This is a genomic window from Flammeovirga aprica JL-4, from assembly GCF_012844305.1.
Classification (GTDB): Bacteria; Bacteroidota; Bacteroidia; order Cytophagales; family Flammeovirgaceae; genus Flammeovirga; species Flammeovirga aprica.
Genome location: NZ_JABANE010000054.1, coordinates 39,714 through 64,776 on the forward strand (window position 1 = coordinate 39,714; position 25,063 = coordinate 64,776).

Annotated in this window: 12 protein-coding genes; 3 read left to right on the forward strand and 9 right to left on the reverse strand. The window is 36.7% G+C overall.

The annotated features are described in order from the left end of the window. Positions 1–112: 112 nt before the first annotated feature. The 4 genes from HHU12_RS18955 to HHU12_RS18970 all read right to left on the reverse strand — a co-directional run bounded on the left by HHU12_RS18955 (position 113) and on the right by HHU12_RS18970 (position 7,125). Entirely contained in the window at positions 113–1,141 is a 1,029-nt protein-coding gene (locus HHU12_RS18955; protein ID WP_169658312.1) for a LacI family DNA-binding transcriptional regulator, read from the reverse strand. A gap of 101 nt (positions 1,142–1,242) precedes the next feature. After that, positions 1,243–2,526, reverse strand: coding sequence for a PKD domain-containing protein (locus HHU12_RS18960; RefSeq protein WP_169658313.1), 1,284 nt, complete (start codon positions 2,524–2,526; stop codon positions 1,243–1,245). 17 nt (positions 2,527–2,543) lie between these two features. After that, a complete protein-coding gene (locus tag HHU12_RS18965) occupies positions 2,544–4,028 on the reverse strand; it encodes a RagB/SusD family nutrient uptake outer membrane protein (protein WP_169658314.1) in 1,485 nt (494 codons plus the stop codon). A gap of 19 nt (positions 4,029–4,047) precedes the next feature. Beyond that, complete coding sequence (locus HHU12_RS18970; protein ID WP_169658315.1) at positions 4,048–7,125, reverse strand: SusC/RagA family TonB-linked outer membrane protein; 3,078 nt, start codon at positions 7,123–7,125, stop codon at positions 4,048–4,050. A gap of 635 nt (positions 7,126–7,760) precedes the next feature. Here HHU12_RS18970 and HHU12_RS18975 point away from each other — a divergent pair. Next, positions 7,761–9,509, forward strand: a complete 1,749-nt coding sequence (locus tag HHU12_RS18975) for a caspase family protein (protein ID WP_169658316.1) — start codon at positions 7,761–7,763, stop codon at positions 9,507–9,509. 378 nt (positions 9,510–9,887) lie between these two features. Here HHU12_RS18975 and HHU12_RS18980 read toward each other — a convergent pair whose 3' ends face one another. From HHU12_RS18980 to HHU12_RS18990, 3 genes are all read right to left on the reverse strand, one after another. Beyond that, complete coding sequence (locus HHU12_RS18980) at positions 9,888–11,504, reverse strand: hypothetical protein (protein ID WP_169658317.1); 1,617 nt, start codon at positions 11,502–11,504, stop codon at positions 9,888–9,890. Positions 11,505–11,573: 69 nt separating this feature from the next. Beyond that, positions 11,574–13,355, reverse strand: a complete 1,782-nt coding sequence (locus tag HHU12_RS18985) for a RagB/SusD family nutrient uptake outer membrane protein (RefSeq protein WP_169658318.1) — start codon at positions 13,353–13,355, stop codon at positions 11,574–11,576. Positions 13,356–13,369: 14 nt separating this feature from the next. Further along, a complete protein-coding gene (locus HHU12_RS18990; RefSeq protein WP_169658319.1) occupies positions 13,370–16,465 on the reverse strand; it encodes a SusC/RagA family TonB-linked outer membrane protein in 3,096 nt (1,031 codons plus the stop codon). Between the two features lie 762 nt (positions 16,466–17,227). Here HHU12_RS18990 and HHU12_RS18995 point away from each other — a divergent pair. Both HHU12_RS18995 and HHU12_RS19000 read left to right on the forward strand, forming a co-directional pair. Further along, positions 17,228–19,069 (forward strand): sulfatase-like hydrolase/transferase, encoded by a 1,842-nt coding sequence (locus HHU12_RS18995; protein ID WP_169658320.1) that lies wholly within the window; start codon positions 17,228–17,230, stop codon positions 19,067–19,069. Between the two features lie 416 nt (positions 19,070–19,485). Beyond that, a complete protein-coding gene (locus HHU12_RS19000) occupies positions 19,486–23,607 on the forward strand; it encodes a two-component regulator propeller domain-containing protein (RefSeq protein WP_169658321.1) in 4,122 nt (1,373 codons plus the stop codon). 101 nt (positions 23,608–23,708) lie between these two features. Here the strand turns inward: HHU12_RS19000 and HHU12_RS19005 are convergent, their stop codons facing one another. After that, positions 23,709–24,281, reverse strand: coding sequence for a S1 RNA-binding domain-containing protein (locus HHU12_RS19005; RefSeq protein WP_169658322.1), 573 nt, complete (start codon positions 24,279–24,281; stop codon positions 23,709–23,711). A 184-nt stretch (positions 24,282–24,465) separates the two neighbouring features. Beyond that, positions 24,466–25,063, reverse strand: a 598-nt coding sequence (locus tag HHU12_RS19010; RefSeq protein WP_205959927.1) for a leucine-rich repeat domain-containing protein, incomplete at its 5' end; no start/stop codon positions are given.

Genomic DNA, 25,063 nt, shown 5'->3' on the forward strand with positions numbered 1-25,063 from the left:
AATGAAGGTGGTTGGTGATAAATATTACGTTATCACAAACGCTAAACAACCACTGTACAGACCACAACACGGTCCATTTTTCTTCATTCTACATTCTTAATTCTTCATTTCTCTATGCTTTAAAAGAAGAATTTCTAATTAATAGCTGAATAGGTTTTACTGAAATGTTATTACTGCTTTTTCCTTCTTTGATACAAGTAAAAATTTCATCAAAAGAGGCTCTCCCTATTTCTTTTCCTGGGATATTAATGGCCGATAATGTTGGCGTAATAAACTCATTTGATGCTGTATTGCCTAATGTAATAATGGACAAATCTTCTGGTATATTATAGCCCATTGATTTCAATACTGTCGTTAAAATCAAACCTGACTGAGCAGAAGAAGTGATGATTGCATCGGGCTTTTGAGCACCGTTCATCCACATTTTCAAGGCTGTTCTGATGTCCTTTTCGGATAAATCACATGACAATAAAAATTGAGGATGCAAAGGCAGTTTATGCTCTTTCAATGCATCTTTAAAACCGTGTGTTCTATCTTCAAAAGCTTTCACCTGAGTATTCCCCGACAAATGTGCTATGTTTTCACGTCCAATTTTTATTAAATGATTGGCGGCAACATACCCTGCCTCATAGTCATCAATCACTACTTTTGGTCCGTTGATATCATAACTCACTCTATCAAACATGACGATGGGAATATTGTTCTTTTCAAAAGCCTTGAAATGCTCCACAGATTTTGTTTCCATAGACAAGCATGCTATCACGCCGTCCACTCTTGTTGCATTTAATACTTTCGTCATTTCAATCTCCTGCTTTACATTTTCATCAGATTGACATATGATTACTTTGTATCCTTTTTCCTGTGCTTTCTCCTGAATACCATTGATCACATCTGCATAAAATTCGGAGCCTACTTTTGGTACAATTACACCGATTAAATTTGTCGACTTTTTTACTAAACTAGAAGCGGCTAAACTGATTTCATAACCTAATTCAAGTGCTACGTCCTGTACTTTTTTCTTAGTAGCTTCACTAATTTTTTCATTATTATTTAATGCTCTAGAAACTGTAGATGTAGCTATATTTAATTTTTTCGCTATGTCGCTAATCGTTACCGATTCCTTCTTCTGTTTATTTGTCATCTTTTTCAAACCAAAATTTTCAGAAAAATAAACATAAAAATGCGAACTACAACTACATTTTTTAAAAGGACTGACCTAAGGCCAGTCCATCATCAAGAATGTTATTCACTAGGAACAAATTTCCATGCCCATCCGTAATCGTAATCATTTGGATTCAAAGCACTTCCATCTTGCCATAGTAATAACTCGTCTGTGTCAACTACCTTCACCTCATAAATTTGAGTAGCTGCTACATCAGGGTCCAAATTAGGTTCATTGTAATTTGGTATCGTTGCACCTTCGAAAGTAATGGCATCAACACTTCTGTCATAAGTGTAGGACCCTGCTTCGATCTCACTACCATCGCTTGCAAATCTTTGATATGTTCCATCCTTATGGAATTGGATGGTATTGTCATAATCCTGTAATGTTGAAGCATCACCGGCATAAGGGTTCCACCAAAAAACATCATAATTACCAGGATCTGTCATATAACTTCCTCCACTTGATGCCTCCAAGTCAAACTTCCATTGTTTCGGTGCTCCATTTCCATCAAAACACAGTTTATAAACCGGATCATCTGTTGGCACTAAGTCTCTTGCTTTGAACTTCCATGCCCAACCATAATCATTTGATCCGCCTCCATTGGGTCCTTGGTCTTGCCATAATAACAATTCATAATCACTGATTACTTTGATGTGGTATTTTCCTGTTGCCGCCACGTTTTCGTCTAAATTCCCATCGTATTGATTTGGAATACTTGCATTGTTGATCTGAATCGTCATCTCATCAATGTTCAATGAGAAACTTCCTTTTTCAAGCTCAACTCCTTTTGATTCAAACCTTGTGAAGTTAAAACCGCCTTCTAAATCGAACTTGATTTCATTCAACAAATCGGATAAAGTTGCTCCTGCATCACCTGCATATGGGTTCCACCAGAATTCTTCCCAGTTGTAATCTGCCGTCATATAAGACACATTTCCACCCGGTGCATCCTGATCCCATACCCAATACTTACCGCCTTCTCCTTCTTTTCCACAAAGTGCAATATACTCCGGAATACCGTAAACCATGCCTGGATTACTCTCTGCAACTGTCACCTCACCTTCTCCATTGGCCATCCCTAAACCATTGGCGGCCGTCATTGTAAACTTGTAGTTTCCTTCTAGAGGATAAAAGCATTGTACACTTTTACCTTGCAGCATTGTTCCATCTTCAAAATACCAATTGGCATTAAAAACGGATGGATCATCAATGGATAAAATAGGTTGATTGGGATCAGTGGCATCAATAGAATACGATAGTGAAGGCAACTGACTCGGCTGTTCTCTTAACTCTACTTCTGGGGAACATGACAGCATGAAACAGCCCATCAATAGTGTGTATATATATACTATATTTTTCATTGCGTTTGTGGTTTAAATCAATAAGGGTTTTGTTCTAAGCTCGGGTTCAAACCCATTTCAGATTGTGGAATAGGGAGGTAGCGTTTGCTTTCTGAGTAGCCTTCCATCAAGTTACCTCTTCCAGTACGCACAAGGTCCCAGTATCTGTGCCCTTCCATGGCTAATTCCACTCTTCGCTCATGATATACAGCCGTCAGTGCATCACTTGTAGTTGTCGCTGTCAAACCCGCTCTTTGTCTTACTCTGTTGACCCCGTATTTCCAATCTCCGCCTAGATGCGCATTGGCTTCAGCATTCCATAATAATAGATCTGCAAAACGGATTGCTCTCCAGTTGTTCGATGAGTTTGACATATCAATTCTCTCACTTGCTGGAATATAGTATTTCTTATTGTGATATACTTTTTGAGCATAACCAATGCTATTGACATGCTGAGTACAAATTGTTTCCTCATCAGCAGTACCTGCCCAAAGTACATCTCCATCATCAATCAGCGTTGCTCCTCTTCTTACATCACCGTCTTCGTATTCATCATAAAGGTTTTGAGTGGGCAAATTGAAACCCCATCCCCATCCATTCTCAATTTCACCTTTAGCATTGTACAGCTGACGGCTTCCTTGGTAAATGGCTGTCACTGAACCACTGTTGTCATCTCCCCAGTTGGTATCGCCAGTAATTCCCAAATGTTGGATTTCGAAAATCGACTCTACACCATTTTCTGCTTTTGATGTAAATACATCCTCATAATTGGCTTCCAGGTCATACCATTTATAATTGTCGATGAAGTTTTGTGATAATGACGCTGCTTCAGACCATTTTTCTTGGAACACATACATTTTTACCAAAAACGCTTCAGCTGCTCCTTTTGTAGCTCTGCCCATTTCACTATCGGCAAGTTCCTCTTTAGAAGGCAAACCGCTTGCTGCATCTTTTAAGTCCTGCTCGATTTGTGCATATACTTCTTGCTCTGTATTACGTCCTCCGAAAAATTCTGACGGTTGCAATACTTTGTTGACAATCGGAATCCCACCAAATACTTTTAATAAATGGAAGTGATACCAAGCTCTTAAGAACTTTGCTTCCGCGATGTAGCGTGTCTGTACCTCTGCAGAAATATTCTCATTATCTTGAATGCCCTCTATCAATTTATTCGCTCTGTTGATCCCCACATAAGGTTCTCTCCATCTGCTCACTAAAATTGAATTTTCAGGATTGGCTCTGAAGTTCTTTAAGTCTTGACATTCTGCCCAGTCACCATGGCCTTCTCCACCTTTTTCAGCATCATCAGAAACAATATCACCAATCATCCATTCATGAATCTGTGTGTAATTGTATCGTGTGAGGGGTTCGTATGCACCTACTAAAATATCATACGCCGCCTGATCTGAAGTAAAAAATGATTTATCTGAAATATTAGGTGCAGGTGTTTCGAGTAAACTGTTGGAACATGCTCCCAAAAACAAGGAAACAATTGCTACAACTATTCTATTTATATTTTTCATTGTATGTATAGATCTTGAATTAGAAGCCTAAGTTTAAACCGAATGTAATGGTTCTTGGAACAGGGTAAGTGGCTCTGTCCAGACCGATTGAAGTACCGTATCCACCCACTTCAGGATCATAGCCTGTGTATTTTGTGAAAGTGTAAAGGTTCTGACCACTTGCATAAACTCTCAATGAGTTGATTTTTGCACGCTCCAAAATACTTTGAGGGAAGCTGTAACCAATTTGTACATTTGAAATTCTCAAGAAAGAGGCATCCTCTACATATCGGCTTGAAATACGAGTATTCTGTGAATCATCATCTACCATTCTTGCATTTCTTGGGTCATTTGTAGATCCTTCACCTGTCCAACGGTTTAGTCTTTCTTTGGCCGTGTTCCAGTATGCTCTTGAACTTAATTGGTAATAGCCAGGACCATTGTAGACCTCAATACCATATACACCATTAAGCAAGAAGCTGAAATCAATCCCTTTATAAGAAACACCACCATGGATTGCGTAAGTGATTTCAGGTATTGGGCTTCCTATAAAGTCATAATCATACTCTCCATTGCCATCTGCATCTCTATAGCGAATATCCCCTGGCTTCACATTGGCCGGCACACTTTCGAAGTTGGCATAATAAGCATCAATTTCTGCTTGATTTTGGAATAAACCTTCTGCTACCAAACCGTAGAAGTTAGAGATCGGTCTGCCTACCACAGTTCTATTCACAAATCCTGAACTTCTAAACTCACCATCATCAATCTGAGAAGCTGAACCTAAACTCACCACTCTGTTTTGGATTGTAGTGAAGTTACCGCCAATTGAATATTTAAGATTGTCGTTTATATAGTCTTCCCATTTCAATACAATCTCAATACCTTTGTTTTCCATCTCACCAGTATTTTGCCAAGGTGCATTTTCAAGTCCTGTCTGCCCTGGAACCGGAGGAGTCAGCAACATATCCGTTGTATTCTTGATGTAGTATTCAGCACTACCTGATAATCTTCCTTCCAAAATTCCGAACTCCACACCAACGTTTGTTGATTCTACTGTTTCCCATTTCACCTCATCATTGCCTAAGCCTTGGAATGCTGAACCACTGACTACAGAACTCGGGTAACCCAATACATAATTCAAACCTGCTGTTGCCACTGTGGACTGAGTGTAAGCAGGGATCGCTGCTTGATTACCAATTTGTCCCCAACCAGCTCTCAACTTTAAATGACTTAGCCAATCAGTCGACTTCAAGAAGTTCTCTTCATTCAATCTCCAACCTGCGGAGAACGAAGGGAAATATCCCCATTTGTGTTTCGAACCGAATTTAGAAGAACCGTCTGCTCTGAAGTTTGCAGTCAGAAGGTATTTCTCTCCATAAGAATAATTCAATCTACCTAAATAAGAAATCTGTCTATTTTCAAAGAAAGAACCGTACGTTTGTGCTTGGTGACTATTTCTTGAATTGTCCACCACTCTGTTGTCTTCATTGTCTGAAGGAAAATCAGAAGTTGTCAAACCGTACCATTCTTGTTTCTCATCATAATATTCAGTACCTGCCAATGCATCAAAACTATGATTTCCGATTTTGTGATTATAGTTCAATGTATTGGACCAAACCACCGTTTGTGCTCGGTTATTCCCTTTGAATAAACTATTGATGTCATTTCTATCGGTGTTGGAAACAAAATAAATAGGATTGTAATCCTGGTCTTCATCAAATGAGAAATTCGTTCCCAAGTTCGTTTTGAAAGTTAATCCTTTCAGTAACGAAAGATCTGCATACACATTGGCTAAAACTCTGAAAGACTCGCCTGTATCAAAAGTATTATCCACAGCTGCCACCGGGTTTCTCACTTGATTATTTGAAGCGGCGTATGTTCCATCTTCATTATAAACAGGTGTTGTAGGTTCCATATTCAACGGTGTGATCAGTAAGTTGTTCCACTCATCTCCTTCCAATATAGTAGACTGATTAGAGCGGGTAAGTGTGATGTTTTCTCCTACTTTCAAGAACTTGGTCATTTTGTGTTCAGAGTTTACTCTCAATGAAAGTCTGTCATAATTGGTTTTCTTGATGACCCCTTCTTGAGAGAAGTACTGACCACTGATAAAGAAAGTACTGACATCGTTGCCACTGGTAAAAGAAAGGTCATAATTCTGAATAGGAGCATTTGTCCTAGAGATTTCACTCAACCAATCTGTTCCTTCTCCCAAAGCTTCCGGATTAGGATAAAGAGGCGCTTTTCCCGATGCCAGCATAGCTTCATTATTCAGCATGGCCCACTCACTAGCATTCGTCAGGCGAGGCGTGTTACCAAAATTCTGAAAACCTGTATACACCCCAAAATTGATGCTTTTGTGTCCGTCTTCGCCTTTTTTGGTAGTAATAATAACAACACCATTGGCACCTCTCGAACCATAAATAGCAGAAGCTGAGGCATCTTTTAATACTTGAAGGGACTCAATATCCTTTGAGTTAATATGTGAAATATCATCCAGCATCATTCCGTCCACCACATACAAAGGAGAGGTATTGTTGAGAGAGCCTAAACCTCGGATGGAGATATTGGGAGAAGAACCTGGAGTACCGGACCCTTGCGTAACAGTGACACCAGCCATCTGTCCTTGCAATGCCTGCCCCACTGTGGCCACATCTCTTTTCACTAGTTCGTCCGCTTCTACTGTAGAAACAGCACCTGTTACATCGGTTTTCTTCTGGTAACCGTAACCAATCACAACCACTTCGTCTAGTTGTTCTAAGTCTTCTTGCAAAGTGACATCCAGGGTATTTGAGCTACCCACGGGAATTACAACCTCCTCATAACCTACATAAGTAAACTTAAGGTTAGTGTTTTCTCCGGCAATTTCAATTTTAAAAACGCCGTCGATGTTTGTGATTGTACCATTTCTGGTGCCGTCAATAACCACATTGACGCCAGGAAGAGGGGCTTTAGTTTGTTGATCTGTTACTTTTCCTGAAATGATTCTGTTTTGCGCAAAAGATTGCGCAGGAAGATATAGCAGCAAAAATAAAAATGCACAAGTTGAAGTGAGTACGTCTTTTCTTGTTTCATTCCATTTTCCGCTATATACTGAGTATAGCTTTTTGTTCATTTGAATAGAGAATATTTAATATTTATTTACTGAAGTTGAAGTAAATGTAGAAGGTACATTTTAATTATGCAAGCGTTTGCATTAATAATTTTCAGAAATGCAATAAGAGTAAGTGGTTATTTTAGTAAGGAAATAGATTATTGAAAACTAGGGATTAGGTATTTTTTAGTTACTAAAGCAGTGTTTCACTATACAAACAAAATACATAAAATACTGATTTACTTTATTTTAAACCTTAATTATTTCAATTTAACTTATTGCATTGCACAAATAAAAAGGAGCTGTTTTTCTATTTTGAGGCTTCGAGTAAAAAAATCAATGCAACAAATGGGAAATGTTGCATTGTTATTCTAAAAAGTATGTGGTTGTGTGTTGTGGTTCAGCGGACGTTGCAATGCAACATCCCTACAACTATAGGTAAATCGGATTCTATCAAAATTGAAAGGTGAACATAAAAAGGTTACGTGTAACTATTAAAAAGTGATTTTACGAATATCATATTCAATATTTGTGTTACATATTTTTTATTTAAAATCGTTCTGTTTTTGATAACATAGTTTAAAATAGATTATTAATTATTGTTTCAAATTGAAAATTGTCCAACTTTGTTGCATCGAAAAACTATAATATATAACATGAGTAAATTACAGTTTACCCTTATCCATCTGATAATATTAAGCATTTCTTTTTTAAGTAGTTGTGGTGGAGAAAAACCTTCAAGCAACGAAAACACATTATCTAGAGCATTAAATGTAAAATCTCATTCTTTGAAAAGTAAAAAGTATGCACTTCTAATTGGTACTGATAAATACCCAAATGGAGGAAATGAATGGATTAACCTAAATAACCCAATAAATGATGTCAACGAAATTGGAAAAATTCTAAAAGATAAGTATGATTATCAAACCAATATATTAAAAAACCCTTCAAAGGATGATATCTTAAATGAGATCAGGAAATACAGAAAAACATTTTCAGATTCTGATTCTTTAAGTCGATTATTAATTTATATAGCCGGGCATGGAGATTATGATCCTAATGAATTTGATGATGGCTTTTTAGTTACAACAGACTCTAAACCAAAAGCATTAGATCCCAATAGAAATAATTACATTCCCTATGCAACACTAAGTAGAAATATCAATACTTTACCTACCAAACAAATTATGGTAATTCTAGATGTTTGTTTTGGTGGTTCATTTGATCAAAAACTGCCTAAGCTTAAAGGTAAAATTAGTGAGCACAACTTAGATGCAAAGTACTTTCTAGCTAAACAAAAACAATATGTTTCAAGAGTAGTAATCACTTCAGGTCGTATGGAAGAAGTTAGCGATGGTGTAGCAGGACAACATTCACCTTTTGCAAAAGCTTTTATCAAAACATTGATTGACTTTTCTACCAAAAAAGATCCTTGGATTAGTAGTAAAGATTTGTTCAGTGCTATTGGAAAATCGGACAAACAACTCAACCCTTATTACAGTTACTTTGGAAACCATAACTTACAAGGTGAGTTTGTTTTCTCAACATTAAAAACAAAAAACAACTCAGAAATTAAAACTACTCCAAAAAAGAATTCTGTTAATGATGATAAAAGTGGGGGTAGATATGATATAGGTTTTGGAGTTACTTTTATTTCTTCTTTTGATGTACCTCAAGATTATGAAGAAATCTCTACTTTAAAATATACTATCACAGGTGATTTTGACGGAAATCAACAGAAAGACTCTTTAACTTATGAGGTATATGATCTAGATAAGCAACAGCAATTCAAAGATCTAGCAATAAAGGGTAATGATACATTACGTATCGATCATAAAGATGTATTACTCTATATATATGGCTCAAATGAAAATATTGGACAAGCTGAGTTAAAAAGAGGGGAACGTCAAAATGGTCTTTTTCATTTTCGAAATCTAGGAGATCTTGATGGTGATGGAGGTGATGAAGTAGGTTATGTGATTGATTGGTTTCAAGCTTCTGTTATCAACAGATATTATGTCATTTCCTACAAAAATGGTAGATGGGAAGAGCTTTATTCTTTTAGAATACATCCCTTATTTAATTTTTATTCCCACCCCGACAAAGCTGAAGGAATCCCTGTTGATGATCCTTTCCTTCTTTCTATTGGAAAGAATAAAATTAAAATAGCAAACTATGACATCAGCAGTGATGATGCCATTTATGACAAAGTAAAAGAAGTTAAACTTGGTAAAGGCATCAAATTACCTTCAAGATTTCACATTATTCAGAAAGGTGACACTTACTTCAGTTTATCGAAAAATTATGAAATCGAACTTGAAACTTTACAACGATTTAATCATCATAAAGAATTAAGAATTGGAGACTTCGTTTATTTAGTCAATCCACAATGGACGGTAGAATAACACTTCTAAAGTTCTATATTTTTATTTTGATAAGAAAAATAATTCACACTGTACTCAATAAAGTGGTTTTATGGTAGTTGCTTGTATGTTGCAATATTACGCACCTTCAAAGTTTTGGGTAAAAAACTTTCTAAGCCTATCTTTTGTATTGATACCATTTTAAAATGTGCACATGAACCACAACACGAACTTTTTGTCTTTCATCACTCTTAATTCATCATTCCCAAAAATTATTGAAAAAAAAAAAGTGAACAACCAATACAAATCAGCTGTTCACTTTTATGGATTTAAAGGCTAAGAAGGCTATCTTCCAATTTTCAGAGGATAGACAGTCGATTACTGCACCCTTCTTAACTTTCCTCTACTTATATCTAAACCTTATTCAGGTCTGTCATCATACTCTTCAATACTTAAGTCCTTCAGGTAATGTGATCCCACTGCACCTAATTGAATAATGAAATAAGAAACAAGGTTATCGTCTGTTGTTTTGTCATAGACAAATTCATAACTCTCCCATTGATTTATTACTTTCCCTGATACACCAGCACTATAGAAAGTAGTTTCTGGGATATTCCACCATTGTGGTTCAAAAGCAATTAGTTTAAAACCTGCTGTTGCTTCTTCTGACCAAAGCTTAAACTTAACTTTATACTTTTTACCTTTTGCTGTTGCAAATCGGCTGTCGATACCATTCAATTGAAGCGGTCCCTCTGTTTTCTTCAAATAAATTACTTGGTCACTTGAACCGTCAGGGTTTGCTCTTAACTCTACAGTGATATTTTCTGAGTTGTTATTCAAAGTATTTTGATCAATCACATATCCGCCACCTGTTTCAACTGAAGGTACGTGTGCTTCTAAAAGTACTTTAGTATGCATTTTTACTGTTTTTGTAAAACCTGCACTTGCTCTTCCGTCTGTTGCTTCTAAACCTCCTGCGTATGTCACAATAACTTCGTCGTTACTGTAAATAGTTTCAGCTAATTTGATATCGATTTCAGCAAAGTTATCTGCATTTCTTAAGACAGATGAAATTGTTGCTGGAGAACCGTTTAATGTTACAGTGAAGGCATCTTTACCAGCTGCTGCTGTAAATGAATTAAAGAATCCGTTAAACGCTAACTTGATCGTTTGATCTTCTAATTCCTCTACATCACCTGATATCTCAAATGGTTTTGTGGAAGGAGTTACAACAATTTTTGAAGGTAAATTGAAGAACTTAGAAGTTTGAGGCAAGTTTGGATCCTCTCTCTTAGAAGTAAGGTTCACCGTCAAGTTACCCAACTTGCTTGTAGTGTATAATACTTCTTGGTCGATGTATTCTTCACCTCCGATTTTCCATAAACGAGCATCAGGCTCACCTTTTGTTGTGATATCAACGAATCTCAATTTCTCACCAAATTCAATTTCATGAGTCACTGTAGAGTCCAATATGTTCTCTAACTTTTCACCATTCTCTCTATAGATTTCCATTTCTACGGTAATCGTATCATATACTTTAATGTAGAAATCTCTATCCATCACCCATAAACCATTTTCGTATACTGATTCCATTGTATCAAGACCTGCAAAAGATACAGAATCTCTAAATGTGTTGTAAAGGTTTACAATAAAAATAGAATCTTCACCTGCTTCAGTTAATCCTGATGCTTCATTGAATAGAACTTTTACCGTTTTATCTGCAGAAAATGTCTCTCCTTCATTAATAATAAATGGAGCATAATCTTTTACAGTATTCTCAATCGTTCCTCCTAAGAAATTGGCATTTGTTGGAATCGTCCAGCCATGATCCACAGTTCCTTGTGATAAATCTGAAAATGCAACAAAAGTATTTAAACCTACTTTCATTGTATCACCATAATTGAAGTTTGTGTTTGACTTACTCGTATACCACATTGCATCCGAGAACTCATTTGGTACTTCATACTCTTTATTGTTACATGCATTTAAGCAGAGCAATAAAGTAAGCGCACTAAATATATATTGTAATGTTTTCATTTATTTCAAAAGTTGATAGTGAATGAGTACACAGACCGCCCGGAAGCAATATCTGTGTACTTATTTCTATTAATTAAAATATGGGTTTGCTGCAGTTTCCACACTTGGAATTGGCATATAGTCATGCAAGCTTGGAACGTAGTTCTGAACTGAAGTTTCAAATTCGCTTCTATTCAAATGAACTCTGTCATCTCCAATATCACCATTATACAATACCGAAGCCCAAACTGTTTTGTTCTCAGGTGTTACAAACTTGTCTACGTGATACATACGGTCAGCAAGTTCTTTGAAACGGTCTCCAATAATACCCCATCTTCTTAAATCCATCCAACGGATTGAGTGTCCTTCCACTGATAGTTCTAATGGACGTTCGATGTACATTAAATGATCCATTAATTCTCTTGCTGTGTAAGATTTCTCATTGTGTTGAGATGCCGCGTATTCACTTGTAGAAGAAGGACCAATAAGTTCTAATGCCGAACGGTAACGTACTTTGTTGATATACTTTAATGCTTCATTTACGCCAGCCTCATCAGCGCCACCTTTGATCAACGTTTCAGCATACATTAAGTAAACATCTGCTAAACGAATCACTGTAACATTTAATCCTGAACGAGCAATGTTATCATCACCAAGTTCAGTAGTACGTGTTTCGAATCTAGAATACTTTTTGAAATAAGCTTGTTTCTGGTTGAAAAGTTTATTTCCATAAGACCAAGGAGCATTTTGATAGTAATCATCAATATCATTATCAATCATCACAATCGAATTTGAAGTTCTCAAAGAGAAAGGTCTTAATTGAGAATTACCATCCTCATCGATATAATAGTTTCTGTTGTCTGTAGGGTCCAATGGGTCATTTCTATATGCCATTGTTAACCAGAATGCAGGTTGAATAGTGCCCCATCCACCAAAGTTTTGAGTAACGAAACCTCTTACAATATCATTTGAAGTAGAAGCATCATCATTTACATTAAACTCTGTGTTGAAATTACTTGAGTAATTGATCTCAAGAATTGTTTCTGAGTTGAATTCAGTATCCTCTCTAAAGTTATCAAGGAAATCAGAAGTTAAATCATAACCGTAGTTTTCAATTACATCTTTAAAATACTCTCCTGCAGTGATGTAATCACCTTCATACAAGTAACTTTTTCCTAAAACTGCTGCTGCCGCACCTGCTGTCACTCTACCAACGTCTTTTGATTCCCATTCAATTGGTAAGTTTTTCTTCGCGAACTCAAAATCTGCTCTGAAGAACTCTCTCATTTCAGCTGGATCAGTTGGTGGCTGATAGAAATCTTGCTCTGCTGTAGGAACAAAATCAAATTTCACTACTTTTCCTTCGTTGAAAGTATTGTAAGCATAGAAGTGGAATAATCCTCTGAAGAAACGTGCTTGTGCTAAGATCGCACGATGCGTATCATCTTCTTCTAAAACTACTTCTTCTCCTAAAAGATCTAACTCTTCCTCTTCAGGATACACCTTATAATAGTTGATAATTGCTTGATTTGCTCTGAAGATACCTTTATACAAACGAGACCACTTGTCAGCAATTGTTGAAGTTGCTGAGTTAAATGTTTTATGGTAAAATTGATCGTTAATCAAAGGGAATTGTTGTGTTCCTGGAAAACACATGTCATCACGTCTTGACTCGTTTACAATATTCAAAAGAGACTTTTCTTTGAATGTACTGTAAACCGCCGTTAAGCTTGAATTCAATTGCTCAGGCGTGCTGCCGAAGTCATCTGAATTGAGTGAGTTAGGATTTTTTTCTTCCAAGAAGCTATTACATGACAAAACCGAAGTTGCCAATAAGCCACCTAAGATAATTTTATATAATTTATTTTTCATTGTCTTAATACTGATTAGAAGCCAAATTGTAAACCAAAACGGTAAGAAGCTGTTACAGGGTAAGTACCTTTGTCAATACCTCTAGTACTCAATCCATTGTTACCTACTTCTGGGTCATAACCTGTATAGTTTGTAAATGTCAATGGGTTAATTGCTGTTGCATAGAATCTTAATTTACTGATTCCCATCTTCTTTGTCACGTTGCTTGGAAGCGCATAACCTAAAGTCACGTTACGTAAACGAGCAAAAGATCCGTCTTCGATATAGATGTCATTACGACCTCTATAATTCTCATGTCCACCACCTCTGTTTGCAGGGATATTAGAATTAACATTTGCATCTGACCACTGGTAAACCATGTCTTTGTGAACACCTTGCTGGTATGCATAAGCCTTGTTACCGTTGATCACTTCACCACCGATAGCCGCATAGAATTGAACTGATAAGTCAAATCCTTTATAAGAAGCTCCTAAGTTCAAACCTAATTCATAGTCAGGCATACCACTACCCATATATACTCTATCTTGGTCGTCAATCACACCATCACCAGAATCAGGAATACCATCGCCAGTAGTGTCAACAGTTGGCTGATCTACTAATCTTAAATCACCCAATTTAGCACCAACGTTAAAAATCTCATTGTATTCATCCACTTCTTGCTGTGTTCTTAAGATACCGTCTGACTTGATCAAGAAGAAAGCACCTGCTTCATAACCTTCTTTCAATACTGACAACTTATCTTGAGCATTACCGCCGATTGTTACAGCCTCAGAACCTTTCATGTAAGACTCTTTGTTTGTACCAGCCATTTTAGTAATCTTATTCTCGTTTCTTGAATAAGTAGCACCAACATTCCAGCTGAAATCACCCTTTCCTACATGCTTGTAGTTAGCCGAGAATTCCATACCTCTGTTATCCATATTACCCACGTTCAAGATTACTTGTGGTGTCATACCTCCACCTGTAGAAGAAGGAATCAATACAGGGAATAACATGTCTTGTTTCACAGTATTGTAAACATCTGCAGTCACTGTTAATTTATTATCAAAGAACCCTAAATCAACACCTAAGTTAGTTTGGATTGTAGTTTCCCATTGTACATTAGCGTTTGCATAACTTCCTTGAGCTGCACCAGAACTTAAAGCTTCAGATCCACCTGTACCAAATGCATAATCTTTGTATAAAGCAATATTCGCTACATTACTGTAATCCAAAAAGTTTTGGTTACCAGTAGTACCGTAACTACCTCTAAACTTGAATGTATTTACTTTTTCTCCTAAGTTGTTTTTCCAGAAAGTTTCTTCTGCAACGTTCCAACCTACCGATACTGAAGGGAAAAGTCCCCAACGGTAATCCTCTGCAAATCTAGAAGATCCATCTCTTCTTACACTGGCACTCAATAAGTAACGACCTTTGTAGTTATATTGCAATCTACCCAACATACCTACTAAGTTGTTCGTTCTATTTTGTAGATAACCTGTTTGGTTACCCGCTAAGTTATCAGAAGTAGCACCATTAATTACTGTGATATCATTACTGATCAGGTCTTTTCTCTGACCGAAGAATGAATTATAATGATAGCTCTCTAAAGAGAATACACCTAATAATTTAATTGAGTGACCTTTGATTTTCTTAGTGAAATTTGCTGTACTTTCCCAAGACCAGTTATCTCTGCTGCCACTAGTTTGTCTCACACCAGATCTGTAACCGTTTACTGAAACTAATTCACCAGCACCATTGTACGTCTGAATGATTGGCTCGATAAGCGTACGAGTATCTTCAGTAACACTACCACCAAAACGAGTGGATAACTTTAGTCCTTTTACTACATCATAATCTAGCTTGAAGTTGTAGTTCGCTTGATTAGTAACACTTTGATCGTTACGTTGTAATTTTGTTTGTATATACGCTAAATTTTGTACGTTATTAGTATTTTCATCATCTGTTGCTGTCTCCGTTGCATTCGGATCAATCTCTTGTTGGTAAGGCTTATATCTGTAAGCATCCGTCAACAATGTAACAGGAGTGTATTGTCTTTGCTCTCTTTTTAAAGCAAAGTTTGTAGAGAAAGTAAATTTCTTCTTTCTGTACATTGAGTTAGAACGAACACTCAAACGTTCAAAACCTGAGTTGATTACTGAACCATCTTGAGAGAAGTAGTTACCTGTAAGACTGTATCTCAAACCATTTTTACCACCTGAAGCAGTTAATGAGTAGTTTTGAACAGGAGCATTATCAATCATGATTACATCTGTCATGTTGGTATTACGTGTAAAACCAGCAGGATTCTCTTGGATTGGTGTCCAGAAGTTCTCTTTACTTGCATTCGCATCTAGGTGACGAGCTCTCACGTTTTCAGCATACATGTACTCTTCAAAGTTCATTGTATTTACACCTGAAGTAATTTTCTGAATACCATAGTAACCATCGAAGTTGATTTTCATTTCACCCTCATCACCTTGTTTTGTAGTGATTAAGATTACACCTGCAGCACCTCTTGTACCATAAATAGCTGCTGATGCCGCATCCTTCAATACGTCAATTGTTGCAATTTCATTGGGTGATAATCCCGGATCGCCGTCAAACGGAACACCATCCACAACATATAAAGGAGTACTAGACCCTGTTACTGAACTCAGACCACGAATCATAATGTTGGCCGCCGCACCTGGCTGACCTGATGAAGCCTGAACGTTTACACCTGCAATCTGACCTTGCAGTGCGCTTGCCATATCAGAAGTGGCATTTTTAAGAAGTTCTTCACCGTCCATTCTACCTACGGCTCCAGTTACTTCTTTCTTTTTCTGCTCACCATAACCAATTACAACAATTTCATCCAATGCTTTCACATCCAATTCCATGTTTACATTAATTACAATGCGCTCACCAACTTTAATAGATTGGTCACGGTAACCAATTGAAGAGTATTTTAAAATAGTCTGTTTATTTGGGACCATTAGTTTATAAACTCCTTCAAAGTCCGTTACGCTTCCTTTAGTAGTTCCCTCAATTACGACATTTACTCCAGGCAAAGGATAACCGTTCTCATCGACAACTTTACCTGTAATAACATTTTGTTTTTTCTGGCCATAAGCCTCTACTGAAAGCATAGTACCAACCATAAGAAACAATATTAATATCTTATGGAGACTAAACGACAGTTTAACACATTTCCACATAGTCTGCATTTGTGAATAAGTTGAACATTCATTTCATATCCCAAAATTAGTTTCGACTTTTAAAATTCTTTAAAACAAATTGTTCATAAATAGGGGGATAAATAAAACTGCTTTAAAGAGGTCGAATAGCAATGAGGGGAGTATTATAACAAAAAACACCCTTTTGAGAATAACTTATTAAACAAAGGCTGACGGATGGTAGTACTCTTTAATTTTAGATAGATAGTAATCATTTTCATATAAAAGTGACGATTTTACGTTTAAAAAATAGGGGGGAGATATTGTTAACTTAAAAAATGGTAAATTGAAAAAGGAGCACCCCCATTATCTTTATCAAATCTAAGGCTTTATTTGTAAAAAAAACATTTATTTGGTGTGATTTTTTTAAGATTCTGTAACATTATTATTAACACTTTTGAAATCCCCCACTACTTAGGCCTTATTTTTAGCTAAGCATTTTGGAGAAGAAGTATAACTTACCGCCACAAATTATGACTACTAATTTGAAAGCACCGATTTAGGGAGAGTTAAGAGTTAAGGTGGTTCGTAGGTGCATTATATTACAATACCTTAGTGAACTGCTCTAAAAGGAAGGTACAGGATATGGCCTTACTTTTCTACCCTCTTAATTCTTAACTCATAACTCTTCCCTCAAAAAAAGGTGCTCGACAAACTTTTTAAATTTTACATGAAATGAAAAAGACAACTTTTTACTCTTGCGTGATTTTTATGATGTGTTTTAGCCAATGGGCTATCGCGCAAAGCAAGCCAAACGTCCTTTGGCTTTTAACGGATGATCAGAGACATGATTCCGTACAGGCATTTAATAAGATGCTGACTGGGAAGAAAAACAGTAAATTAGGTTATGTGGAATCTCCAAATGTGGACCGTTTAGCCTCTACGGGTACTACCTTTATTAATACGTACTGTCAGGCGGCGGGCTGTGCTCCTTCTAGAACCTCAATGCACTTGGGAAGGTATCCTTTCCGTACGGGGGTTTATGAATTTGAATACTATAATAATTCATTGGAACATTTTAAACCTACTTTGCCGGAGCAGATGAAAGCTTTAGGGTATCAAACGGTACATATCGGTAAACTTGGAGTTAGAATTAAGGAATTGATGAAGAATGGCAAGACAAAAGGCCATAAAATCTATGATACGGACATCGACTTCAAACAACTGCATAAGGATGGCTTTACAGACTATGGTAAATCATGGGCGAATAATATTGAAGGAGAAAAATTAGAAAAGCCTATTAAAAACTTAGAGTTCTTTGTGGATGATAATGGCGACAAAATCTATGTTTCAAAAGAATTGGAGGAAATGATGCCTCAATACAAAGGTTCTGCACAAAAAGCCTACGACAAATATGATCTCTTGAGACATTATAATAAGAAAAAAGGTCCACAGACTCCTTATAAAGGTGGTATTCTTTCTGGGGTGAGTTCACAGCCGGCTGGAAAAACACGTGATGGCTACTATACGAGTATATTTAAGGAATACCTGCAAAATACAGAGGCTACTTATACTATTGGCAGTAGAACTTTTGAGGGTATTGATGATTCAAAACCTCTTTTCTGTCATATTGGTTACGATTTCCCTCACACTCCTGTACTTCCTCCAAAAGAATATAGAGAGCGTTTCCAGAAATATGATTACAATATTCCTGAACTGGACCCGAAAGAAATGGCGAAGATGCCGAAACAGTTGAAGAAGCAAGTGAACCTGGGGTACTCAGATCATTTTACGGATGAGGAAAAACTAAAAATGGTTCAGGATTACTATGCATTCTGTGCCTACGGAGATCGTTTGATCGGTGAAGCTGTAGATGCTTTTATTGAATACAGCGAAAGCAAAAATCAAGAATGGCTGATTGTTTACGTTTGTGGAGACCATGGCTGGAAATTAAATGAGCATGGTTCTGTCTCTAAATTCTCCCCTTGGGATGTAGACGTACACAACCCTATCATTGTGGTGTCTTCTGACAAGAAAAAATTCCCTAAAGGCAAGGTAGTCAGAGATTTTACAGAGTTTGTAGATATTGCCCCTACTATTTTAGCGGCAGGTGGTGCAGATATTAAAAGCGATGAATTTGATTATCTCGACGGTTTAGACATGGCAAAAGTAGTGGCTGAAGAGGCTCCTATAAGAGATTACATTGTAGGAGAAAGTCATGCGGTGACCGGGCCAAGGGCATATATCAGAACCAAGCGCTTTATGTTCTCTATTCAAACTAGACCTAATAAAGTGGAAGGACAAGATATGGAATGGGCTACAACGGCAAGTTACAAGGAATTGGACCCTTGCCTCTATGACATGAAGAAAGATCCTAAAGAGATCAATAACCTGGCTTTCTCTAAGAAATATGAAAAGATTGCACAGCAAATGAAAGAGAAATTAATCAATATCGTAATTGGGGATAACCGAGTGGAAGTAAACTGGGAAAGATGGGGAACCGGCACCAAAGTTTACAAAAGCAATTTTGCAGAAGGCGCCCACGATTACAAATTGAAACTGGACGAAAACCTTTAATTGAATGTAGAATTAAGGATGAAGAATTAAGAATGATATGGTTCGTAGTGTGTTTCTTATGATGGTTCGTGTTAAGCCGTTTCATAAAGTCACATGAGTACCTGTCAAAACTTAAGACTCACTATTCTACATTCTTAATTCTTCTTTCAAACCTTACATTTGTTCCAACAAATTCAAAACACCCCCTTTCTAAAAAGTTTAAAAAAGTCGAACTTTATGGAAGCGGGGTGTTTTTTTATTCGTGAAAAGGTGGGTTTTGTCTCAAATAATGTGGGGTATTTTTGTAAAAAACAGTTTAAGTAGCTTATTTGACACTCATTTTAAGGGGGAGTAACTTCGAAAGTCCCCTTATTGCACTAACAGAACAACAAATCTCGGTTATAGAGATATTTTTTGTAAAATGAAATGGAATTAGAATGAAATTATTACTACACCATCTACTCTTCGCATTTTTATTGCTGAGCGTAACCTGTTATGCTGACACAAAAGATTTAATTTTCAATCATTATACGACTCGTCATGGGTTGTCTCAAAACGATATCAATTGTCTTTACCAAGACAGTCAGGGTTTGCTATGGATTGGCACCAATGACGGGTTCAGTAGCTTCGACGGTTATGAATTTAAAGATTATAGAAAAGATACGCATGACATTCCTACCAACATTATCAATCGCATCGTAGAAGATCAGTTTGGAAACCTATGGCTGGGAACTGCAGATGCTGGTATTTGCCGTTTCAATCTGGAGACAGAAAAGTTTACGGTTTTTATGAATACGAAAGACACTCCGAAACTTTTCACTAAAAATAATGCTTCAAGAATGATACTTGACGCACAAGGCAATCTTTGGTTTGGTAATTCGAAAGGATTGAACTGTGTGCAGAAAAAATATTTGAACAAAGAGTCCATCGAAGTCAATAAGTATCAGGCCAACCCTCATAATAAAGAAAGTCTTCTGGAGGATCATATCCGTGATATGTATGTGGATGCGGAAGGCAATATGTGGGTAGGTACGCTAAAGGGATTACAAAAGTATATTCCCCCAACAGGCAATAAAGATTATGGCACCTTCAGAAGCTTTCCTAATACAGCGAGTAAAAATAATGGTGTATTGGGGATTTCTGAAAGTGATAATGCACTGATCATCGCTTATTATAATGGGATTTATGAAGTCACAAAAGAAGGAGACAAACCAGAGGACTTTACTTTCAAAAAAGTATCTAATCTGCGTAGTGACTATGTGTTATGCGACAATCAGAATAATATTTGGGTAGGTACAAAGCAAGGACTTTACCGTATGCGACTCACAAGGGAGAAAGACACCCTTGAGATTATGGAGCATTATGATAAAGATGAATACTTGAATACCAATATCATTCATATGATTTATGAAGATAAAACGGGCATTGTCTGGATTGGTACAAACGGTGGCGGTATCAAAAAATACAATCCTAAACGCAAAAAATTTCAACACATCAAAAAGGAAAGAGACCAAAAAAGCTTGTCTTACAATAAAGTGAGATCTGTTTTTGAAGACTCTTATGGTAGACTTTGGGTTGGTACTGAAGGTGGTGGTTTGAATTACCTTGAACCTAATTCTTCTGAATACAAAAAAATCAATGTAAATATTGGTATCAGAGGTCAAAATATGATCTATGATATTGATGAATGGAACGGAAAGTTGATTTTCGGTGTGGGCTATCCGCTTCGTTCTTTGGCTATTCCTATTGATAAGGCACATCTGCTAGAAAAACGTCTGTGGGAAAGTTCTTTCTTCCACCCTGCCAACTTGAAAAACTCTGTTTTCTCTATTGAAACGGACGGCGATTCTACAATTTGGCTCGCATCTTATGGCGGTGGCTTGACGAGAGGCCGATTGCAGAAAGACAACTCTATCGTTTGGAAAAAGATCAATATCCAACAGGCGGAGGAATACAAAGATCCTTTTGAGGTGATCAGAAGTGTGTTGGTAGACAGCAAAGGTAACTTATGGGTGGGAAGTAATCAGGGGTTGATCATCATTCCGAAAGGCGAAAAACTAAACGACACTCCTGACTTTAAGTTATTTATTAATAACGATGAGGATAACACATCATTGAGCTACAATTATGTACTGCCTATTTATGAAACTACTAACGGAGAGATATGGGTCGGTACTATGGGCGGTGGCCTAAACGTAGTAGCAGCGGATTATGACATCAATGATATTAAGTTTGACCGTATTACAGTTAACGATGGTTTACCTAACAACGCTATCAAAGCGATTCTGGAAGACAACTATGGAAACGTTTGGGTCTCTAGCAACAAAGGAATAAGTAAGATTTCCATCAAAAATAGAACGATCAAAAACTTTGATGTGAGTGATGGTCTTCAAGACGACGAATTTGGAGAACTGACGGCTTGTAAACGTAAGAGTGGTGAGTTAGTATTTGGTGGTGTAAACGGGATCAATGTTTTTAATCCTCATGAAATTGTAGACGATATTACCAATGCGGATTTGGTGTTTACTGAACTGAAAATATTGAACAATGTAATGACGCCTGCTGATGACGATAATAAAATTCTAGAAAAATCGATCAGATATACGAAATCCATCACACTTGATGCTAATCAAAACAGCTTCTCTGTAAAATTTGCGTACTTACATTACGCTTCCCCCAATAAAAACAGTTACAAATACAAATTAGTAGGTCTGGACAAAAACTGGATTACAGCTGACGCAATGCAGAGAGAGGCAAAGTATACCAACCTCTATCCAGGAGAATACACTTTGCTCGTAAAAGCTTCGAATGGGGATAACATTTGGAAAGCAGACCCTATTGATCTTAAAATCACGATCCTTCCGCCTTGGTGGATGACTTGGTGGGCAAAATTAATGTACTTTATCGCATTTGTTGGCCTAGTTTATTTCTTCTCAAGATTTACAATCATCACTGCGAGAAAGAAATCACAATTGGAAATGGTGAAGTTTGAAAATGAAAAACTAGAAGATTTGAGTCAGCTGAAAATGCAATTCTTCACTAACATCTCTCACGAATTGAGAACGCCACTTACATTGATCAACACCCCTATTGAGCAATTAATCAAAAAGGGCAGAGAGTTATCGGAATACGAAAGAGATAAATCATACCAATTGATCCATAAGAACATCCAACATCTGATGCGTTTAGTAAATCAGTTATTGGACTTCAGAAAAGTAGAACAAGGCAAGATGAAACTCAACTTGACTAGAGGGAACTGGAATACATTTATAGAGCAGATTTATTTCTCTTTCAAAGAGTTTTCTGAGCAAACCAACATCACTTACACGTTCCATAAAACGGAAGAAAATATTCATGGTTTGATTGATACAGATAAGGTGGAGAAAATTTTATACAACCTCCTTTCTAATGCCTTCAAATTTACTACAGAAGGTGAGATCAACTTGAGTATCAAGTCGGAAAATGGACGTATTATCATCACTCTTCAAGATACAGGAATTGGTATTCCGAAGGAAAGACAACAGCACTTGTTTGAGCGTTTCTATCAAGTGGATAACTTAAAAAGAGCACGCCACAGAGGGACAGGTATCGGTCTTGCCTTCACCAAGAGTTTGGTAGACCTTCACCACGGTGATATTACACTGGAAAGTGAGCAAAACAAAGGCACTACCTTCTATCTTTCTTTCCCTATGAATGATGATGCTTATGATGGTGAATTTATAGAAGAAACTCCTCCAGAAAACACCACTTCATTGATTGAAGATGAAGAATATTTGGAAACATCTACCAAAGCGAAGGTACTTGTGATTGATGACAACCTTTCTATCAGAGAGTTATTAAAAGACCTTCTAAAAGATACTTATGATGTTTTCCTTGCTGAAAATGGTGCAAAAGGATTGGAATTGGCCAAAGAAGTAATGCCAAACCTGATTCTATCTGATATTATGATGCCTGTAATGGACGGTTATGAACTCACTAAAAAAGTACGTGAGGACAATCAAATCTGTCACTTACCGATCATTTTACTTACGGCAAAAAAATCAGAAGAAAGCAAGCTGAAAGGCTACGAATACGGAGTAGATGCTTACGTTACAAAGCCATTTAATTCAGATGTATTACTGGCAAGAATTTTCACCATCATTGAAAACCGACGCAACCAACAGAAGCGTTTCCGAGTGGATGTGGATATTCAACCAAGTGAAATTACGTTCACTACTATCGATGAGAAATTCTTGAACCGTTTGGTAGAAATCGTGGAAGAAAACATTTCAGATTCTGAATTTACGGTAGAAAAACTAGCCCTTGAATACGGTGCTACTCCTCTCCGTCTGAATCAAAAACTGAAAGCCCTCACCGGTCAAACCGCCAAAGGCTTTATCAGAAACATCAGACTGAAACGTGCCGCACAGATGCTAAAACTCGGTCGATTTAGCGTCAGCGGTGTCACCTACGAAGTTGGTTTTAATGACCTGAAATACTTCAGAAACTGCTTCAAGAAAGAATTCGGAGTGCTTCCTTCCCAATATGCGAAAGAGATAGAGGCGGATAAGATTCCTTAAGGGATGATATAAAATTGAGAAACCACGGCTTAGGTCGTGGTTTTTTTGTGAAAAAATGTAAGTAATACTATAAAATGGATAAAATGAGAAGACTTCCTTTATCACTTCAAAAAGATTTGGTTTTGCTCTTTACGTCCTTCAAGGTCAATAGAGTAATTGACTATTTCAAATAATTTACGAGTACCGATATAAGGGTAGTTCTTAAAAGGATGTTCTTTACCAAAACAAAATGACGGAATAAAGCCTTCTAGAGGATCATCTTCAATGTTAATATAAACTCCTAGATTAGTATGTCTAACAACCTCTCCAAAAACTTTAGACCCTTTGGGGTATGTTTTTTTTGTAAGACTCCAATCTATTGCAGGCATTTCATTAACCCTTACACTTAGCCATAATTGCTGTTTATTATCAATAGTTTTTTCATTAAAACCCGTAATTTTCAAAGGCATTTCAAAACCTATTTCAGGGTAATAACTAGGTATGGCATCATTTATTATATCATGATTTCCATTATCATGATCCAAATGAAATTTATCGTAATATTCTATACCAAAGTCAATAGTAGGTATAAAACCCTCAATATTTATATCACCAATATCGACAAAAACACCAAAAGGTGCATGGCGTATAATTTTCCCTTGAATGACCTCTCCTTTCAAATACTTCTTTTCCATTCCATCTTACTTTTATTTGCTATAGTCAATATCCCTACTTTCAAAAGGGTTTTGTAATGAACTTTTCTCTTTATTTTGATCTAAAATGTTTGCCATATAACCTTGGATGTTATCTAATTTGCAAGTTCGCAATGACATTTTTCTGTTTAACACTACAACAAATAGTAGGGTTACAAAATTTCGTTTACTCCTTAATATATTCCTTATCAAATACAGGATTTCCCAATAACCTTGTATCTACATTTTCTGAAACTTCAACACCGAAAGTACTTTCTATTTCATTTCCTTCAAGTAGTAATAATCTTAGTTTGGTACATTTACTGATACCCGGTGGGATACGTTTGATTTTTCCATTAGTGAGGTCTAGCTCTTTGAGATTAGCCATTCTCCCTATACCTGTTATGTCTGTGATTTGATGATTAATTACATTTAGGCTATTTGCATCACTATCAAAAATACCTACTGGCATACTTTTCCATGTTACATCTCTAGCCAAGATACTTCCGACATTTAACCCTTTTGGAACAGAGCGTAAGTTATTACATTCGCTAAGCTTTAATATCCCAATAGGTACTTGAGTAAGAGAAGAGGGTAATCCTGTAAGTCTTGAACAACCTGTTAGGTCGAGACCCCATAATAATCTAAGATTACCCATTGATGCAGGTAGCTTAAAAAGGTTTTTACAATTCCTTAGATGTAGATGTTCTAATGAAGGCAAGTTGCCTAACCCTTCAGGTAAATGTGCTCCAGTGCTGTTATTGAGTGTTAGACTTTTTAAACTT

Excerpts from the sequence above, each read along its gene's own strand:
- HHU12_RS18980 (WP_169658317.1), bottom strand. The coding sequence starts at position 11,504 with ATGAAAACATTACAATATATATTTAGTGCGCTTACTTTATTGCTCTGC.
- HHU12_RS18975 (WP_169658316.1), top strand. The coding sequence starts at position 7,761 with ATGAGTAAATTACAGTTTACCCTTATCCATCTGATAATATTAAGCATT.
- HHU12_RS18965 (WP_169658314.1), bottom strand. The coding sequence starts at position 4,028 with ATGAAAAATATAAATAGAATAGTTGTAGCAATTGTTTCCTTGTTTTTG.
- HHU12_RS18960 (WP_169658313.1), bottom strand. The coding sequence starts at position 2,526 with ATGAAAAATATAGTATATATATACACACTATTGATGGGCTGTTTCATG.
- HHU12_RS19000 (WP_169658321.1), top strand. The coding sequence starts at position 19,486 with ATGAAATTATTACTACACCATCTACTCTTCGCATTTTTATTGCTGAGC.
- HHU12_RS18985 (WP_169658318.1), bottom strand. The coding sequence starts at position 13,355 with ATGAAAAATAAATTATATAAAATTATCTTAGGTGGCTTATTGGCAACT.
- HHU12_RS18955 (WP_169658312.1), bottom strand. The coding sequence starts at position 1,141 with ATGACAAATAAACAGAAGAAGGAATCGGTAACGATTAGCGACATAGCG.
- HHU12_RS19005 (WP_169658322.1), bottom strand. The coding sequence starts at position 24,281 with ATGGAAAAGAAGTATTTGAAAGGAGAGGTCATTCAAGGGAAAATTATA.
- HHU12_RS18990 (WP_169658319.1), bottom strand. The coding sequence starts at position 16,465 with ATGCTTTCAGTAGAGGCTTATGGCCAGAAAAAACAAAATGTTATTACA.
- HHU12_RS18995 (WP_169658320.1), top strand. The coding sequence starts at position 17,228 with ATGAAAAAGACAACTTTTTACTCTTGCGTGATTTTTATGATGTGTTTT.
- HHU12_RS18970 (WP_169658315.1), bottom strand. The coding sequence starts at position 7,125 with ATGAACAAAAAGCTATACTCAGTATATAGCGGAAAATGGAATGAAACA.